Consider the following 16,170-nt stretch of genomic DNA (forward strand, 5'->3'; position numbering starts at 1 on the left):
TGCGTGGCCTCCGCTCCCCTGCATCATCGGAATTTCATCAGCATTGCAGCACCCCCGGCCAGGGTGGCGGACACGACATTGCACAACCCGCACAACCGAAGGGGGCAGGGCCCAGTGGCTGAAGTGGAGCTGGTGGTCACCGCGTTGGCCGCAGGAGCGGCGGCCGGACTCACCGACACTCCGCGTGGAACCGTCCACGACCTCTGCACGGAGCTGAGAGAGGCGGTCCGCCGGCGGTTGGCCAGTGATGGCGGCGACGGCGTGCGCGCCGGCTATGGCGTACGGGTGCTGGACGCGTACGAGACGGACCCCGACGTGTGGCGGACGCGGCTGCTCCAGGTCCTGACATCCTGCGGGGCGGAGACGGACCAGGAGATCCTCGCGGCGGCCCGCGCCGTGCTCCGCGCGGAGCGCCGGACGGGGTACATCACCCTGGGCACCCGCAGGTCCGGGAGCGCGTCGGCCGGTAACCCCGTGGTGGCGCACATGGACAGGGCGAATGACCTGGACGTGGGGTCGTCTGCCGAGGCCGAGCGCGTGCTGGTCACGCCGGTGTGGGAGACCGACGGTCGCCTAGTCGCCTTGCCGGCTGCCCTCGTCGCCGGTGACACGCCATCGGCCACTGTCCCTCGACAGCCACCGGGCGGACCGGACAGACACCTGCCTTGAACGACAGGACCGTCGCGCGCTGGTGTTCGTGAACCACTTTTGCAAGACGGTGTTCACGGGCGGGATCGACCAGCGCCTTCCTGGCCCGCGAAGATCGTTCCCCGTGTGCTCGGTGATCGTTCCCCGAGGCGGGGGCGAGTTCATCCGAGGCCTGCGGCGCGCGCTCCGAGAGAACCGGTGCCGCGGGCGACAACGGCGACGGCTGCCGTACCGGAACCTCCCGCCCTCTCAGGAGTGCCGGTGATAGACCTTGTTGGCGATGCGCCAACTGTCGTCGACCCGGACCAGCAGGAAGACGTCGGTGAAGGTGTCCGCGCCGTGCCGGAGCGTCATGGTCGCGGTCGCGACGGTGCCGTGGACGTCGATGGCGTCGATGCGGCGGGAGCGGGCCGGTTCGTCCGGAGCCGGTCGGCCGTGGAAGAGCGCGCAGTACGCGTCCAGGGGCCACGAGACGAATGCGCCGTCCCGGATTCCCTCGATGTGAGCGGTGGGCAGGAACGCGTCGCGGAAGTGGGTGGGGTCGCCGGTGGCGTGTCCGCGGATGTAGGCGCGGAGCGGTTCGAGCACGGCGTCCGCCACGGCGGGGACCGTGGCGGCAACGGCGATGTCGGCCTCGGGGGCGGCAGACGTGTCGGCCAGGTCGGCTGCGCTGCGCAGAGGGGTGTCCGACGCGGCGGCCAGCAGAGCCATGTCCTTGGCCAGCGCGCCGATCGTGAATTCGGCCGTGGCCGTGGCCGACCGGCCGGCGAGGAAGGGGCGTTTGCGGGTCACGAGCCCGCCGAGCCGGCCGAGTTCGAGGACGTCGAGCACCTGGGCACGGGGCAGGCCGAGGGCGTCGGCCTGCCGCAGTGAGTCGCGCAGCGCGAGGACGGCGCCGGCGAGGCTGCTGTTGGCGATCAGCTTGAGCGCGGCGGCGGTGGAGGCGTCGTCGACGCGCCGCACGGTGCCCAGCGTCTCCAGAGCCGGTCGGGCTCGGTCGAGCGCGTCCTGGCCGGCGGCGGCAAGAATCTGCAGGGTGCCGGCGGCCGCAGCCGGCACGGAGCCGAGTACGGGCGCGTGGATGTAGGACGGGCCGAGCCGCCGGGCCAGCTCCGACGCTTCGGCGGGGGCGACGGTACTGGTGTTCAGCACGATCGTGTCCGTTCGCAGCGAGCCGCGGACGTCGTCGAGGACCTGCCGGCAGGCCGGGCCGTCGAACAACGCCAGGAGCACGAGGTCGGCCTTCGCCACAGCGTCGTTCGGATCGCCGGTCGTCCTGACGGCGCCCGATGTGCGCCCGGAGCGTGTCCAGCCGACGACGTCCCAGCCCTGGGCGGTGAGCCGTGTCGCGAGGGCGTGGCCCATGCGCCCCAGGCCGAGGACGGCGATCGTGTGCGGTGTGGTCATGCGCGCCACATTGGTGCACGGCGATGACTGCGACAAGCGCAGATTCAGCAGGGCAGTCCTGCGGCACTCGCATACCGGCTGGTCATACTGGCGCCATGGAACTGACCGTGTGGCAGACCTTCGTGACCGTGTGCCGACTCGGGTCGCTGTCGGCTGCGGCCGCCGAGCTCAGTCACACGCAGTCGGCCGTCTCCCGGCAGATGGCGGGGCTGGAGCGGCAGCTCGGAGTGCCTCTGCTGGAGCGCCATGCGCGCGGTGTGCGTCCGACACCCGCCGGCGAGGTGTTCCGGCGCCACGCCCTGGCCACGCTCAACGAGGCCGACCGCGCCGTTCGCGCCGCGCGAGACGTGCGTGACGGGACGTTCGACCGGCCGCTGGCGGTCGGTGCGACACCCTCCCTGGCCGCGGGGATCGTCCCCGAAGCCATCCGGAGCCTGCTGGACCGGGCCGGATCCCTCCGGTGGAGCCTGCTGCCCGGCCTGAGCGAACAACTGCACAACCGGGTGATCGCCGGCGATCTCGACATCGCTGTCGTCACCGACGCACCACCAGGGCTGCCCCAGGACCCGCGGATCGACCGACGGTTCCTCGGCATCGACCACATGGTCGTCGTCCTGCCCGTCGGCCATCCGCAGGCCGGACGCGGCCCGGTACACCTGCGGACGCTGGCCGACCAGACCTGGGCCGAGGACAACGACGGCTCGGCAGCACTCCTGCGCCGGCACGCCGCCCGCGCTGGAGTCAGCGCCCGCATCGACCTCACCGCGGCCGATCTGCCCGGCAAGCTGGCCCTGGTCGCCACCGGCCACGCCATCGCGCTGATACCCGGGGTGCTGACGCGCGCGCTGCGGACCGACGTCACCACCGTGGACCTCGTCGATCCCCCGACCCGCGGCATCTACACGATCACGCCACGTCGTGACCCCCATCCCTTTGCAGCGCCCCTGCACGACCGGCTCGCCACGGCCTTCGCCTCGGTCCGTCCGGCCCCAGCCGCTCACCAGCCGGCCGAGACGGGCGCCCACGCCGCCGCGCCGGCACTTCACGACGGCATCACGGTATCTCTCGCTCCTTTCCTACCTGCTCTTCGACGGCCCGATGACCGTCAACGAACTGGCCGCCCGGCTGCAGGTCGCACCGACGACGGTGAGCCTGCTGGTCGGTGACCTGAGCCGGAAGGGGATTCTGGAGCGGCGTGAGGACGAGGCCGACCGGCGTCGTCGGATCATCGGCATCGCGGCCGACCAGCAACACGCGATCACTGCCTGGCTCGCCCCGGGCGCATCCGCGTGGCGCAAGGCCCTGGCTCCCCTGACGCCGGATCAGCGGCAGCTGTTCATCGACACCCTGCTCGCGTACGAAGCCGCGGTCGGCGGCGACGAGCAAAGCTGAACCGAGCCCCATGGCGGGCCCCATGGCGGGCCCCATGGCGGGCCCTATGGCGGAGGCATCGCTCCCACGCGCAGCCGGTGTCAGCCACGGATGAGCCATGGCCGGTGCCGGAGCCACTGCTGCCGAAGCGGAAGAAGCCCGGGCGACCGCCTGCGTGGACCCGCCGGCAACGGATCGACGGCATACGGTTCCGGGCCCGTACCGGCATCCCGTGGCGGGACATGCCCGAGCGGTACGGCCCGTGGATGCGCGCGCACGATCTGTTCAGCCGCCAACACCGGGACGGCACCTGGCACCGCGTACTCAGCGCACTGCAGGGCTTGCGCCGGGCGCAGGGGCTCGGACGGGTGTGCGGACGGCAGCGTCCGCGCCGATGCGATCAGCCACCACCTGCCGGGAATGGGCGCACTGGGTGAAGTCTTCCTGATCGCAGCCGAGGGCGCATTCGATGAGTTCGAGTGAGGCCTGCGCAGCAGCGATACGGGAGCGAAGCGCCTCGGCCTCCTCGCGCAGGATGTTCCGCCGCATCACGGCATCGTCGGTGGCGACCAGCGAGCGGATCGTGTCGAGGGAGAGCCCTGCCTCCTTGGCCCGCAGGATGACGGCGACGCGTGGGACGTCGACGGTGCCGTACCGGCGACGGCCGGCCGCGTCGCGTGCGGGGGCGATGAGCCCCATCGTCTCCCAGTGACGCAGGACATGCGTGGCGAGACCGAAGCGTCCGGCGAGGGCGCCGATGCTCATCGGGCCGTGCTCACCGCCGGCAGGCGTCCTGTGCTCGCTTGACTTCATGCCGACATTAAGTCCCAACCTGTCGCTCATGGCCAGGAAGACCGAACAGACACGTCAGCCGACGGACGACCTCATCGCGCGACTCGACGCGGCCGATTGCCTGCCGGGTGCCGAGGAACTGCGGGCTCGGTCCTACGACCTGCTCGGCGCCCTGCCCGGAACGTCCGTGGTCGACGTGGGCTGCGGCACCGGACGGGCCGTGGCGGATCTGGTGGAACGGGGCGTGCGGGCTGTCGGCGTGGACCCGAGCGAGGACATGATCGCCGTGGCCCGCGGGCGGTGGCCCGAGGCGGACTTCCGGATCGCGGGGGCGTACGAGCTGCCGCTGGCGGACGCCTCGGTGGACGGCTACCGGGCCGACAAGGTGTTCCATGAACTGGCCGAGCCCGAGCGGGCGTTGGCACAGGCCCGCAGGGTTCTCACGCCAGGAGGGCGGATCGTGCTGGTCGGCCAGGACTGGGACACCGTCGTCATCGACTCCGACGATCCGGCCCTCACCCGCACCATCGTGCACGCCCGGGCCGACCTGACCGTCGGCCCGCGTGCCGCTCGCCGCTACCGCAACCTCCTGTTGGACACCGGCTTCCGCGACGTGACCGTCGAGGTGCGCACGGGCGTGTTCACCGAGCCGGCGCTGTTGCCCCTGATCATCGGATTGGCCGAAGGAGCCCGCTTCGGCGGCGCCGTCACGCGCGAGCAGACGGACAGCTGGATCGCCGAGCAGCGTGCGCGGGCCGAGACCGACCGCCTGTTCCTGGCACTGCCGATGTTCATGGCAGCGGCGACTGCACGGTGACGAGGCGTTGCGGATCGCGGCCCAGGCGGGGACTTTGCCACCGCCCGCGACACCGGAGGCTGTCGCCGCGGCGGAAGAGGTCATCGGATTCCCCCTGCCCCCTCTCCTGCGGCGCCTGTACGTCGAAGTCGCCAACGGCGGATTCGGTCCGGACGAAGGAGTCCTGGGAGTGAGCGGTGGGGCCGCGCAGGGCAACTTCGCGGACATCGCCGAGCTGTACCAGGACGGCCCGGATCCGTCCGGCCATATCCCGGAAGGCGTGGTGCTGATCCACGACTGGGGCTGCACCGTCTGGTCGCTGGTCGACTTCCGCGATCCTGCGGGTGCCATGTGGTGCAACCACGAAGGCGAGTGCCGGCCCCAGGGCGTGAACCTCGCGGAATGGCTGACCGGCACGCCGGCAGGAACCCTGACGGTGGAAACACTGATGGAAAGCCGACCCACTTCGTAGACCAGCTGCCCCGCTGCCCCAAACTGGTACTTCTCCATCGGAGTTGCCGGATCTGAACCCACAACCCACCTGTCCCGAAGCAACCTGGGCAAGTGCTCGACCTCGGGCCAGGGCGCTTCTCACCTGCTGCAGCCGTCCATGGGCGTTCGCGGGTGTCCGCAGCCGTGCACGGGCGTTGGCACGCAGTTGGACCCTCACCGGCTGTGAGGCGGTGTCGTAGGGCACGGCTAAGTTGCCCGCATGACGCACAGGGATCCGCTCGTGCCGGCACTCACAGGTCTGCTGGTCGATGTCGTGTGGTGGCTGGAGAGCTGTGGGGACGAGGAAGTGGATCCCGACTCCGCGGTGAAGATGATGGAGAGCGTGGGCTGGGGGCTTCTGCAACTGCCCTCAGAGCAACGCCGGCGACTCGTGCAGGTGCTTGCGGACCTGGCCGAAGCGGAGCCAGACCCCGCACGGCGGGAGTTCCTGGAGTCGTTTCCCTTCGCCATCGGAATGATCGAGGACAAAGAGGGCTGAGGTCGGGCCGGTCGGTGGGCGTGACCCTTCCGGCCGCTGCCAGGCCCCGGAGGGACGTTGCTGGACGCGGGCGATTGCCGGGGTTGCGGTACCTGGCTGCTGTACCGCAGCATCCCGGTGGGGGTGACCATGGAACGGCATGTGCTGGAGAAGCTGCTGTCCGGTGACGACGAGGCGTCCGCGGCTGCTCTGGCCGCCCTCCGCAGCGGCGCCACCTACAGCGTGTGGGATACGGCGCATCCCGCAGGGCAGCATGCCGGGGTCTTTGCACGCCGACTTCGGCGCATGCGGCTGCACGGAGTCGAACCTCTTGGGCTGGAACGAATGGTGCGGCTCCTCCGCGAGCATGGCCGGCCGGTGCGCGGAGGGCTGATCGATTCCGCCGATCAGAAATGGACCTTTCTGTTCTACTTCACCGAAGACGGCAGCGCGCTGGTGGGCTGCGCCCGCCTGCAGCGGTGGGTCGAGCAAGCACCGCTTTAAGGAGTTCGACCGCTCCTCGGTGCTGCCGGGGAACCACCCGGCCATGCCGGCCGTGCCGGACTGTGTAGGTGTGCTGACGTCCGCCACCGTTGATGTCGTTCGTGGATGCCAGAACGGCGCAACCGCGGGCGCTCGCCGGCACGATGGTCCCGTGGTTGATCTGGAGCGCATCAAGGCAGAGAGCGTTGCCTACTTCCGAGCACTCGATGAGAACGCCACCCTGCGGCGTCACTTCCGCCACGCCGACGAGGAGGGCGGCTTGTGGTACATCGAGGCCGTACCCGACCGCGGCGAGTTGATCGTCATCAAGCAAGCCGAGCTGACTTCGGCCGGCCGACTCCACCGGTACGGCTGGGACCACCTGGAGGACGAGCACGGCGGCTTGACAGACCAAGCGATCGACCCTGAAGAGGACCCGCTGGAGAGCATCCCGGCCGAAGAGTTCCAGCGGGTGTGGACTCGATGAGCGGGCTGGACGACCACTTTAGGAGCGAGGTGAGGCGATTGCTGTTCTGACCTGCGAAGCGCCTGTGTCGGTGGACGCGGGATCAGCCACCCGTCGGCCACTGTCGTTCCCTGTGGCTCCCCGCTGGATCTGGCACGCGTGTGGCATGAGCCGTGGCCGTGATCACGCGAGTTGCTGAGGAGGGGGCACAGCCGCGGCCGTGCCGTGATGATGGTCGGGTGAAAGAAGAGTCGCCCGTACCGTCGCCGGTCATCCTTGGCATAGACGATCTCCGGCCGCTGCCTTGGACCACGCGGATCGCGCGCAGCAGCGGCGAAGGTGTCAAGCTCCTGCAAGATCACCGCGACAGCTTCATCGATGAACTCTGGCTCGACCACGACCTCGGCGGCGACGACAGCATCTTGCCCGTGGTGACCCTCCTGGAAGAAGCGGCTTTCAACGGGCGGCCTTTCCGCATCGGCACGGTCTTCGTGCACAGCGCCAACCCCATTGGTGCCGAGACCGTCGTCCGGTCGCTCACACGCTGGAACTACCAGGTCCGGCGGGCGACGGTCTAGGAATCTGCTGTGAGGTCGGGCCTCATCCTTATCAGGTCGATCACAGATAGCCGTCGACGCCGGTCGACCAGTCCGGCGCCTCGGTCGAGGGTTCGCCGAGATCTGGTGCTGACCGCCGCTGTTCGCGCTTGTTGATGTCAGCCGCTGATGTCAGATGTCGTCCATGCTCACTGGGCCTACGACGCATTTCCCGCTCTCGTCCACCACGTAGATGACGTCACGGGTCCCCACTGCGCCCTCCGCCTTACCAGGCTCGGGGTCGATGAATGGGCAGACCGACTCCACTCCGCGGACGACGACCTTGTACGTCGTGGGCCACGCGCGCCCCTCGGTCCACCCCATGTAGGAACCGCCGCTCTCGAGGGGCTTTCGGTCAGGTTCCCCTTCGATCGCAATGCCGAGTTTCCCGCACCCTGGACAACCGAACACGTGGGCATCCCAGGCCGACTCGTTGACCACGTGCACCGGCAGTCCTTCATCGTCGGAACTGCCGCACCCCGTAACGGAGAGGGCAACGATGCCCAGCGCTACCAGCAGCGAAATGCGCGGGCGCTTCATGCTCCGGCAGGACGCAGTGTTGGGGCTGCCTGGTCTGGAAGGTTGCATGCCTGGACTCTCTCGTCATCATGATCCGGGCTGAATCATTGCAGGTCACAGCAGGGATGGACAACGGTCCAAGGCCGACGTGAACCCTCTCGATGCGAGCTATGGGCGGGGCGATCGTCGAGGTCACCTGAGAACGTCAGCCGGTCGCCCGCGGCCGACGGGGGTCAGTCGACGAAATACTGGTCGTGCCTGTCGAAGAACTCGGCGCGCTCCGCCTCCGTGGCGTTGCCCATCTCCGACATCTTCTCGAAGAACTCCTCACGCGGTGCGCCCGGCGTGAAGAGAAGCAGCATCTCGGCCAGGCTGTCGGAGTCGTTGCGGAAGGCGTGCAGCCCGCCCTGCGGAACGAGCAGGAAGTCGCCCTCCCGCGCGTCGACCCACTTCTCGCCATTGAAGAGGCGGACGGTTCCACCGAGGATGAAGAAGGACTCCGAGATGGTCCGGTGGAAGTGCGTCTTGGGGCCACCCGCCTTCGCCCCCAGCATGACCCGGTAGAGGCCGAACTCACCGTGCGTGATGTCGCTTGTCGCGAGGTAGCGGATGCGCATGTCGTCCCCGGGTTCGCCGGCATTCGTCGCGGTGTCGGCCGGCAGGAAGTGCGCGTTGATCTCGCCTCTGTCGCCGAAGTACACCTGCTTCGGGTACGACATGCAAACCATCCCCTTGGGCGCTCCGGAGGCCAGAGCTGGAGGTCGCGCGTACCTCTCCATCCTGTGCACAGCATCCGGGGTATGCCATTCGGGGGACGGCCGTCGGTCGCCGGGGCGTGGTCGCAAGTGATCCCCGGTTGTGCGGATGATCCAGAGCCTGCGCAGCCGACCGCCCCAGCCACGACTGGTTCCGACCTCATGCCGTCGGCCAATCCTTACCAGGGCGCGCGTCGGCGCAGCGCGGGCGGAGCGGAGCGCAGCCGGGGCTTGCAACCAGTAGAGAGAGTTGTAACTCACTCTGAGGCGAGGGGCTGTTGGGCCTCCGCCCGGACGCGGATGCCGGTCTCCGGCTCGTCCCGGAGTTGGTGGTGGGTGGTGCGGAACTCGTCCAGGAGCTCGAAGAACATCTCCATGACGGGCCTGCCAAGTCGCTCCGCTTCGCGCTCGATCTCCGGTGCCCAGCCGAGGGGGGAATGGCGGCCCAGGCGCTGCCACAGCCACTCGGAGAAGCGGCCCTGGGTGCCGGGGTTCCAGAAGTCGAAGGGCTCCGCGATGTCGTAGATGCCCAAAGCGATCCGGTAGCCGATGAGCATGGAGTTCAGGTGCTGCAAGGAGCTGCCGCGAATCCACATACCTGGTCGGAGTCGGACTTCCTCCAGGAAGTCGTACACATCGGTAAGTTCTCCGAGTTGCCTGGGCCCGCGTCTTGTCCCGTCCGTCTCCTCCATGCAGTCACCCTAATCAGGCGCGCCCGATGTTGAGGACCCTGCCTGGGGCTTGAAGACGTATGCACAGGGCGGGAGCTGGATGTCTTGTCGACGAGCCGGCGGAAGGAAGACCACCGGCCGGATCGTCCAGGTGATGTCCGAGGCATCCGGGTCGAGTGCCGGTGAGATGGCGCGGAGCGCGATGGCGACCCGTCTGTCTGCCTGGGGTGCGGAGCAGGCGTCGAAGGTTGCCCGGAGTGCCGGCCACTGCATCTCGTCGGTGAGGTCCTCGGTCCAGCATGGGCACCAGAAGCCCCGCCGTGGCTTGTCCATCAGCATGGGTGCTCTCCCCTCCGAGGCTGCACGAAGAGCTCCGCGGTGACGTGTAGCCGCCGTCGGCGCCCTGGACGACGACCCTGTGGACGAGGGCGCTGCCCATGCCCGGGCCCCGGCCGTGCTCCGCGTCCTGGTCCCGGTGCTCGGCCTTCGGAGCCCCGCCCACTCCTCCGTCGTCCGTGACCGACAGTGCGACCACCTGCGGCGCCACCGCCAAGGCCGGACGGAAGCTCCCGTGTTCCCCACCGCTGCTCGTGTGCAGAAGCGCGTTCGTGCTCAGCTCGCTCACGATCAGAGCCGCTCCGTCCGCCGGCGGCGATCCCCGCAGGATGTCTCTCGTCCAGCGGCGGGCCCTCCTGTCTCCGCTGGTCTGACGTCGACCTCGACAACCGCGTGCTCTACGTCCGCCCGCCACCAGGTCCAACGCTGCCGTGGCGTCCTCTACGACGACGATCCCAAGAGCCGCCGTCGCCGAGCCGTCCCGCTGCCCGCCCTCGGCATCGCACTCCTGCGCCGGCACCGCATGCGGCAGGCGGACCCCCGCACCAAGGCGGGGGAGAAGTGGCAGGACTCCGACTACGTCGTCCACCGTCCCGCGGGGATCCGTTGGGCTGCCTGCTCAAGCTTGCTGCCCGCTCTTGCTGCCCGATCGAGCCGCTGACCCGTCGGAGTTGAGATCCAGGTCACATTGACGGTCGACTCACCCCGCTTTCATAATGTACTTATGCATAACGAGGTTATGGATTCCGGTGGCTCCGGTGAAGAGCTCGTCGTCGCCTTTGAGCAGCTGGTGCGGTACGTGCGTCAGGTCAGCACTGCCGGGGGGCTGAGCTCGGCGGCCTCGTCCGTGTTGGGCCGCCTCGGTCGCGAGGGACCCCAGCGGCTGACCGAGCTGGCACGCGCCGAGGGCGTCTCCCAGCCCGGAATGACACAGCTGGTCACGCGTATGGAGCGCGACGGGCTGGTACGCCGCATCGCGAGCACCGACGATCGGCGAGGCGTGCTGGTCGAAGCGACCGACGCCGGAGCCGCCCTGGTCAGACAGCGGCGTGCCGAGCGTGCAGAGGCTCTGCGCGCGCTGATGGACCGGCTTGATCCGCAGGAGCAGTCCGCGGTGGTCATCGCCCTCCCGGCGCTCGCCCGATTGATCCAGGCCGAGGCGTCCAAGTGACCGCCGGCATCGATGAGGGACAACCTTCCAGGAGAAAATAGGCATGAGCGCAACGCATGGGACAACGGCGAGCCTGTTCAAGCAGCCACGTGCTGTTTGGGCCGTGGCGTTCGCCTGCGTCATCTCCTTCATGGGCATCGGCCTGGTCGACCCGATCCTGCCCTCGCTCGCGAAGAACCTGCATGCCACACCGAGTCAGGTGTCGCTGCTGTTCACCAGCTACCTGGTCGTGACCGCGGTCGCGATGCTCGTGGTGGGGTGGGTCTCCAGCCGGATCGGCGCCAAGCGCACGCTGGTCATAGGCCTGGTGCTGATCGTCGTGTTCTCCGCGCTCGCCGGCGCCTCCGGCTCGATAGGCGGCATCGTCGGCTTCCGCGCCGGCTGGGGCGTTGGCAACGCCCTGTTCATCGCCACCAGCCTCGCGGTCATCGTCGCCTCGGCCAGCGGCGGCTTCGGCGGAGCGATCATCCTGTACGAAGCCGCACTCGGTCTGGGCATCGCGGTCGGTCCACTGCTCGGCGGTGAACTGGGCACCATCAGCTGGCGCGGGCCGTTCTACGGCGTCGCCGTGCTCATGGCCGTCGCCCTGATCGCCACGATCGCGTTCGTCCCCGCACTGCCCAAACCCGAGCACCGCACCTCGCTGGCCGCCCCGCTCAAGGCATTGCGGCACCGCGGCCTGCTCACCATGGGCATCATGGCGCTGCTGTACAACTGGGGATTCTTCACCATGCTCGGCTACGCGCCGTACCCCATGGAGCTCGACGCCGAGCAGCTCGGCCTGGTCTTCACCGGCTGGGGCCTGCTGGTCGCCGCCTTCAGCGTGTTCGTCGCGCCCCGCCTGCAGGCTCGATTCGGCACCGCCCCGGTGCTCTACGCCAACCTGGTCGGGCTCGCCATCGTCATGACGGTCATCGCCGTCGGCGTCGACACCCCCGTCGCCGTGATCGTCGCGGTCATCGTCAGCGGCGCGTTCCTCGGCATCAACAACACCCTCACCACCCAGGCCGTCATGCTCGTCTCACCTGTCGAGCGATCGGTCGCGTCCTCGTCCTACGGCTTCGTCCGGTTCATCGGAGGCGGCCTGGCCCCGTTCGCCGCCGGCAAGCTCGCCGACGCCACCGACCTCAGCGTCCCGTTCTACCTCGGCGGCGTCGCCTTCGTCCTCGCGGCCTTCGTCCTCGCCTCGGGCCACAAGCTGATCAGCGCCGCGGAGAGGAACGAGGCCCACGGCGAGACGGTGCGCCCGACCCTCGAGCGCGTCGGGGCCACCCCGGAGCCCGGGTACCGACCGGTCATCGTGGCGGTCGGCGCCACCGAGAACGCCGCCCAGGTCGTCGACGCGGCCGCCGCCATCGCCCGCGACACCGGCAGCCCACTGGAGGTCGTCCACGTCCGTGAGACCGCCGTGATCGAGGAACAGGCCGTCGACACCGAGGACGCCGACCACGCACGCTCCGCAGTACTCGCCCACCTCGACCACCTCGCCGCACACAGCGTCACCGCCACCGGACAGGTACTCACCGCCATCGGCGACCACGCCACAGCCGGCAAGGTCCTCGCCCAGCACGCCGCCGACGTCGAAGCACACACGATCGCGATCGGCCGATCCCCGCGCGGACCGGTGGCACAGTTCACCGACGGCAGCTTCACCGCCGCACTCACCCACGCCGCGTCCTCCACCGTCGTCCTGGTCGAACCCGGTCGGACACCGCACCGGTTGACGGCATCGTCACTGGAGGAACTGCGTACCAGGAGCGCGTAGCGAAGACGGGCACGGCGCCGGCAGGAAGGAGACAAAGTGAGTGCGACGAACGCGGTTGCGTACACGCCGGAGACCTTCGACGCCGACTTGATCGGCGCATGGGACAAGCCGACGCGTCCCTACGTCTTCGAAAACCAGGGTGGCCGGTATCGGTTCGGCCTGCCGCAGAGCTGAGACGGGGCTACCGCGGAACCGCGGTACACCCTCGGGCGTTTCGCGTCCGCCGTCCGCTGTTTGCCGTCCGCCGAGAGGAGGTTGTCGTGCTGATCGCCGTGTCACTGGTCTGCGCCGTGCTTGCGGCCGCGAGCAACGCTCTGGGAAACGTGATGCAGCGTCGGGCCGCCCTGATCGTCCCGCAGTCCGACGGGTTCCGGATCGGCCTGATGTGGGACCTGCTTCGTACGCCCGTCTGGCTGCTCGGCATCGGAGGCGTCGTCCTCGCGGCGCTCTTCCAGGGCGCCGCACTGGCCACCGGCCCCCTGGCCGTCGTACAGCCGGTCTTCCTGCTGGAACTGCCGTTCACCCTGCTCGTCGCAGGTATCGCCTTCCGTCACCCGATGCCCCGGGCGACCTGGCTCTCTGTCGGCACGATCGTCGTCAGTCTCTGCCTGGGTCTGTTCGCGGCCGCGCCCAAAGGAGGCACCCTCCAAGCCCCCGCCTCGCGGTGGACAGCGGTGATGACCTGTTGCCTGGGAGCCATGGCGGTGCTGTGCACCCTCGCCGTCAGGCGCCGCGTGGGCCCAGGCCGCGCCGCCTGCATGGGTCTGGCCGCCGCCATCGGCTACGCCCTGACCGCCGCGTTGATGAAGTCCTCCACCGACACCCTCAGCCGTGAGGGTGTCGCCGCCTTCTTCACCTCCTGGCAGACCTACGCCTTCGCCGCGACGGGCGTGTGCTCTTTGTTCCTGCTGGAGAACGCCCTGCAGTCCGGACCGCTGATCGCCTCACAACCGGCACTGACCCTCGGAGACGCCCTCGTCAGCCTCACCCTGGGCATCACCCTCTACGGCGAAACCCTGCGCGGCGGCTGGTGGCTGGCCCTCCAACTCCCCTGCCTCGCGCTCGCGGCGGCGGGCGTGACCGGGCTGTCCCGTCACCACACCCTGTCCGGTGAGCCGCCCCGCACGTCGAACACGGCCACGCCGACGGACCACGAGACCGCAATGACGAGCGCCCCGGACCATGCGGCGGCTCAGGCCCGCGACGGCCATCATGCGCTCGGCGACATGGGCACGGTCACCACCGTCGTGCCCTCGCCCGCGTCCGCGGTCCGCGAGCGAAGGCCGGTCACACCACCTGGATGAATCAGGGTGCCCCTGCTCAGTACGGCAACCGATGCCCGGCCGGGCCGGCCGAGCGCGTGTCATGCGGCAGCCGGTGGACGGTGGGCCAGAGCCCGGCTGACGGAGCGGACGAGGGCTTGCGCGGACCGGTTACCGGTTGGTCGGCACCCCGCACCCCACCCCCCCCCGCAACCGCAACGCACTTGCAGTGAGTCGAAGGAGGAACCCATCGATGCCCATATCCATCTCCGGTCCCCTCATCAGCGCTCCGAGCGGGAGGCCGACGGCAGACGACCGCACCGGCCGGCACCGAGATCAGCGCACCGACGAAGACCAACTGCCCGATGCCGAATGCGTGACCGGCTTCGCATGCGCCCTGGAATTCCGCCGTCGCATGTACTTGGCCGCGTTGCGCATGACCCGTAATCCGGACGACGCCGAAGACCTGGTGCAGGAGACCTACATCAAGGCGTACGCGCACTTCGACCAGTTCCAGCAGGGCACCAACCTCAGAGCCTGGCTCGACCGCATCCTGATCAACACCTTCCTCAACAACAACCGCAAGGCACGGTCTGAGCCGCCACGCAGCCGCATCGACGAGATCGAGGACTGGCAGCAGGCCCACGCCGAGTCCCACATGCCGCGGGGACTGCTCTCGGCCGAGGCCGAGGTGCTGGACCGCCTGGGCGACCCACACGTCCGGGCAGCCCTACGCGCCCTTCCCACCGATCAACGGGTGACCATCTACCTCTGTGACGTCGAGGGCTTCACCTACCAAGAGACCGCCGACTTCACGGGCGTGCCCAAGAACACCGTCGGTTCCCGCATCCACCGGGCCCGGCACCACCTGCGGCAACTGCTACAGGACTACGCAGGCGAGCACGGACTCGACGAGAACTGCACCACGCCCCGGCATGGCCGGGCCGCCTGAGCCCCGGTGGGGCCCCCGAGTCGATGCCTGTACGCCGCCGCTCCGGGGAACACGAGCCGAGGACTCTCACCCGATGCGGCGGAACTGATGCGCAAGGGCAGGGCGACCGCGACTCGGCCGGGCGGCATGGCCGGACCGCCCGATGGCTCTCGGCGGGGCGGGACTTGCGGCGCGATGAGGAGGGCTCGCCCCCGTTCCGTCCGTGGACCTGTCGTCGTCGCAGTGTCGTTCCGCTGCCCGCACTCTGTGCCGCCCCGCTGCGCCGACACCGCAGACCAACCGCCTATCGCAACGATCACCAAGCTAAGAACCGTGCTCCTTGCCCCTGCGAGGCTTGCGTGGCGCCTTCCCCCAGGAACCGGCAGGCCGTTCTTGCCGGGCCCTTGCCACGAACTCCGCACGAGTCGGAACGGTTTGTGGCTGTGGGCGCAGGAGCGACTCCGCATCCCACGGCTCGACCTCCGTCCATCCGAACCGCAGGACGATCTCGTCGAAGACCGGTGCGAAGTCCGCACCGACCAGGTCCGGCATCTGGTGGTGAAGCCCTCGAACCCGGGCGACGAAGGCTGCGGGCAACGGCACGTGGTACGCCTCCAGATAGTGCGCAAAGTCCGCGCGCCATACCCACATGCCATCGGTGACGAGCGACGAACAGCCGGATGTGTGCCGGTGAACCTCACCCGTGAGGACATCGACCCCCGCCTCCATGAAGTACGTGAGGCGATGACCTACGTCCAAATACCCCACGATCTCTGCCTCATCCGGTTCGCCGGACGCTCGCACCTGGGCCTCCAGCGGTCCCGCGGCCAGCTCGCTCGAGTAACCGAAGTCATCGAAGAAGCCGAGCAGCCTCAGCACGCGCACCCTTCTCAGCCTCTCCTGAAGTCAGCAATCGAGGCGAGCATACGCAGGCCCGCGATCCGCCGGTCTGGCCAATGCGTGCGCCACAGCCGCCCGGCCGCGTGATCGCGACCGGGCGACTGCTTGACTACCTGCGCCACACATCAGAGATCCGCCGACCTGGGAGTTCCAGGGTCTTGGCCTTGCTCAACACTGTGGCCCCGGCAGGATGCGAACCTGCGACACCCGCTTCAGGAGCGAGGTTGGGCGACCACAGGTGTGACCTGCGGACTCCCTGTCTGGGCCAGAGTCCGGCAGGTCCACCCCGGCGGACCCCGGTTCCCCGTGAGTCCCCGTCCGTTCCGGCGCG

General features: G+C 69.1%; 21 protein-coding genes and 2 pseudogenes. 15 read left to right on the forward strand and 8 right to left on the reverse strand.

The annotated features are described in order from the left end of the window. Positions 1–114 precede the first annotated feature (114 nt). Positions 115–669 (forward strand): hypothetical protein, encoded by a 555-nt coding sequence (locus ACFWXC_RS43900; RefSeq protein WP_384488256.1) that lies wholly within the window; start codon positions 115–117, stop codon positions 667–669. A 228-nt stretch (positions 670–897) separates the two neighbouring features. Here the strand turns inward: ACFWXC_RS43900 and ACFWXC_RS43905 are convergent, their stop codons facing one another. Then, positions 898–2,055, reverse strand: coding sequence for a nuclear transport factor 2 family protein (locus tag ACFWXC_RS43905; protein WP_384488258.1), 1,158 nt, complete (start codon positions 2,053–2,055; stop codon positions 898–900). Positions 2,056–2,150: 95 nt separating this feature from the next. Between ACFWXC_RS43905 and ACFWXC_RS43910 the strand changes: the two are divergent. The 3 genes and pseudogenes from ACFWXC_RS43910 to ACFWXC_RS43920 all read left to right on the forward strand — a co-directional run. Next, positions 2,151–3,068: pseudogene (locus ACFWXC_RS43910) on the forward strand (LysR family transcriptional regulator); the annotation flags it as partial. Positions 3,069–3,153: 85 nt separating this feature from the next. After that, positions 3,154–3,447, forward strand: a complete 294-nt coding sequence (locus tag ACFWXC_RS43915) for a MarR family transcriptional regulator (RefSeq protein WP_384488260.1) — start codon at positions 3,154–3,156, stop codon at positions 3,445–3,447. A gap of 77 nt (positions 3,448–3,524) precedes the next feature. Beyond that, entirely contained in the window at positions 3,525–3,863 is a 339-nt protein-coding gene (locus ACFWXC_RS43920) for a transposase (RefSeq protein ID WP_384488262.1), read from the forward strand. Here ACFWXC_RS43920 and ACFWXC_RS43925 read toward each other — a convergent pair. Continuing rightward, complete coding sequence (locus tag ACFWXC_RS43925; protein ID WP_384488341.1) at positions 3,751–4,239, reverse strand: MerR family transcriptional regulator; 489 nt, start codon at positions 4,237–4,239, stop codon at positions 3,751–3,753. The genes ACFWXC_RS43920 and ACFWXC_RS43925 overlap by 113 nt on opposite strands. Positions 4,240–4,267: 28 nt before the next feature. On the opposite strand from ACFWXC_RS43925, the gene ACFWXC_RS43930 reads away from it, so the two are divergent. The 6 genes from ACFWXC_RS43930 to ACFWXC_RS43955 all read left to right on the forward strand — a co-directional run bounded on the left by ACFWXC_RS43930 (position 4,268) and on the right by ACFWXC_RS43955 (position 7,511). After that, positions 4,268–5,035: a methyltransferase domain-containing protein gene (locus ACFWXC_RS43930; RefSeq protein WP_384488264.1), complete on the forward strand. Its 768-nt coding sequence runs from the start codon at positions 4,268–4,270 to the stop codon at positions 5,033–5,035. A 7-nt stretch (positions 5,036–5,042) separates the two neighbouring features. Then, positions 5,043–5,486 (forward strand): SMI1/KNR4 family protein, encoded by a 444-nt coding sequence (locus tag ACFWXC_RS43935; protein WP_384488266.1) that lies wholly within the window; start codon positions 5,043–5,045, stop codon positions 5,484–5,486. 240 nt (positions 5,487–5,726) lie between these two features. Next, positions 5,727–6,005, forward strand: a complete 279-nt coding sequence (locus ACFWXC_RS43940) for a hypothetical protein (protein WP_384488268.1) — start codon at positions 5,727–5,729, stop codon at positions 6,003–6,005. Positions 6,006–6,062: 57 nt separating this feature from the next. Beyond that, on the forward strand, positions 6,063–6,488 hold the full coding sequence (locus ACFWXC_RS43945) for a hypothetical protein (RefSeq protein WP_384488270.1): 426 nt from the start codon (positions 6,063–6,065) through the stop codon (positions 6,486–6,488). Between the two features lie 151 nt (positions 6,489–6,639). Next, positions 6,640–6,954, forward strand: a complete 315-nt coding sequence (locus ACFWXC_RS43950; RefSeq protein ID WP_384488272.1) for a hypothetical protein — start codon at positions 6,640–6,642, stop codon at positions 6,952–6,954. 218 nt (positions 6,955–7,172) lie between these two features. Further along, a complete protein-coding gene (locus tag ACFWXC_RS43955; RefSeq protein ID WP_384488274.1) occupies positions 7,173–7,511 on the forward strand; it encodes a cyclic-phosphate processing receiver domain-containing protein in 339 nt (112 codons plus the stop codon). Between the two features lie 150 nt (positions 7,512–7,661). Here the strand turns inward: ACFWXC_RS43955 and ACFWXC_RS43960 are convergent, their stop codons facing one another. The 5 genes and pseudogenes from ACFWXC_RS43960 to ACFWXC_RS43980 form a co-directional block, all read right to left on the reverse strand. After that, positions 7,662–7,976, reverse strand: a complete 315-nt coding sequence (locus tag ACFWXC_RS43960; RefSeq protein ID WP_384488276.1) for a hypothetical protein — start codon at positions 7,974–7,976, stop codon at positions 7,662–7,664. Positions 7,977–8,281: 305 nt separating this feature from the next. After that, the gene (locus ACFWXC_RS43965; protein ID WP_384488278.1) at positions 8,282–8,767 is read right to left on the reverse strand and encodes a cupin domain-containing protein; all 486 of its coding nucleotides are present in this window, start codon (positions 8,765–8,767) and stop codon (positions 8,282–8,284) included. A 293-nt stretch (positions 8,768–9,060) separates the two neighbouring features. Further along, positions 9,061–9,378 carry a hypothetical protein gene (locus tag ACFWXC_RS43970; RefSeq protein ID WP_384488280.1) on the reverse strand — a complete coding sequence of 106 codons (318 nt, stop codon included), beginning with the start codon at positions 9,376–9,378 and terminating at the stop codon, positions 9,061–9,063. Positions 9,379–9,504: 126 nt separating this feature from the next. Next, positions 9,505–9,813 (reverse strand): hypothetical protein, encoded by a 309-nt coding sequence (locus ACFWXC_RS43975; RefSeq protein ID WP_384488282.1) that lies wholly within the window; start codon positions 9,811–9,813, stop codon positions 9,505–9,507. Continuing rightward, a pseudogene (locus ACFWXC_RS43980) lies at positions 9,807–10,225 on the reverse strand (ATP-binding protein). The gene ACFWXC_RS43975 and the pseudogene ACFWXC_RS43980 overlap by 7 nt, the downstream one beginning before the upstream one ends. Positions 10,226–10,534: 309 nt before the next feature. Here ACFWXC_RS43980 and ACFWXC_RS43985 point away from each other — a divergent pair. The 5 genes from ACFWXC_RS43985 to ACFWXC_RS44005 all read left to right on the forward strand — a co-directional run bounded on the left by ACFWXC_RS43985 (position 10,535) and on the right by ACFWXC_RS44005 (position 14,960). Continuing rightward, on the forward strand, positions 10,535–10,981 hold the full coding sequence (locus tag ACFWXC_RS43985; RefSeq protein WP_384488284.1) for a MarR family winged helix-turn-helix transcriptional regulator: 447 nt from the start codon (positions 10,535–10,537) through the stop codon (positions 10,979–10,981). A 43-nt stretch (positions 10,982–11,024) separates the two neighbouring features. After that, positions 11,025–12,746 carry an MFS transporter gene (locus ACFWXC_RS43990; protein WP_384488286.1) on the forward strand — a complete coding sequence of 574 codons (1,722 nt, stop codon included), beginning with the start codon at positions 11,025–11,027 and terminating at the stop codon, positions 12,744–12,746. 36 nt (positions 12,747–12,782) lie between these two features. Further along, positions 12,783–12,920 carry a hypothetical protein gene (locus tag ACFWXC_RS43995; RefSeq protein ID WP_384488288.1) on the forward strand — a complete coding sequence of 46 codons (138 nt, stop codon included), beginning with the start codon at positions 12,783–12,785 and terminating at the stop codon, positions 12,918–12,920. 86 nt (positions 12,921–13,006) lie between these two features. After that, positions 13,007–14,050, forward strand: a complete 1,044-nt coding sequence (locus ACFWXC_RS44000; protein ID WP_384488290.1) for a DMT family transporter — start codon at positions 13,007–13,009, stop codon at positions 14,048–14,050. Positions 14,051–14,261: 211 nt separating this feature from the next. Further along, entirely contained in the window at positions 14,262–14,960 is a 699-nt protein-coding gene (locus ACFWXC_RS44005) for a sigma-70 family RNA polymerase sigma factor (RefSeq protein WP_384488292.1), read from the forward strand. Between the two features lie 303 nt (positions 14,961–15,263). Here ACFWXC_RS44005 and ACFWXC_RS44010 read toward each other — a convergent pair whose 3' ends face one another. After that, positions 15,264–15,818, reverse strand: coding sequence for a hypothetical protein (locus ACFWXC_RS44010; protein WP_384488294.1), 555 nt, complete (start codon positions 15,816–15,818; stop codon positions 15,264–15,266). Positions 15,819–16,170: the final 352 nt, after the last annotated feature.

Source organism: Streptomyces sp. NPDC058683 (assembly GCF_042716195.1).
Lineage (GTDB): Bacteria > Actinomycetota > Actinomycetes > Streptomycetales > Streptomycetaceae > Streptomyces.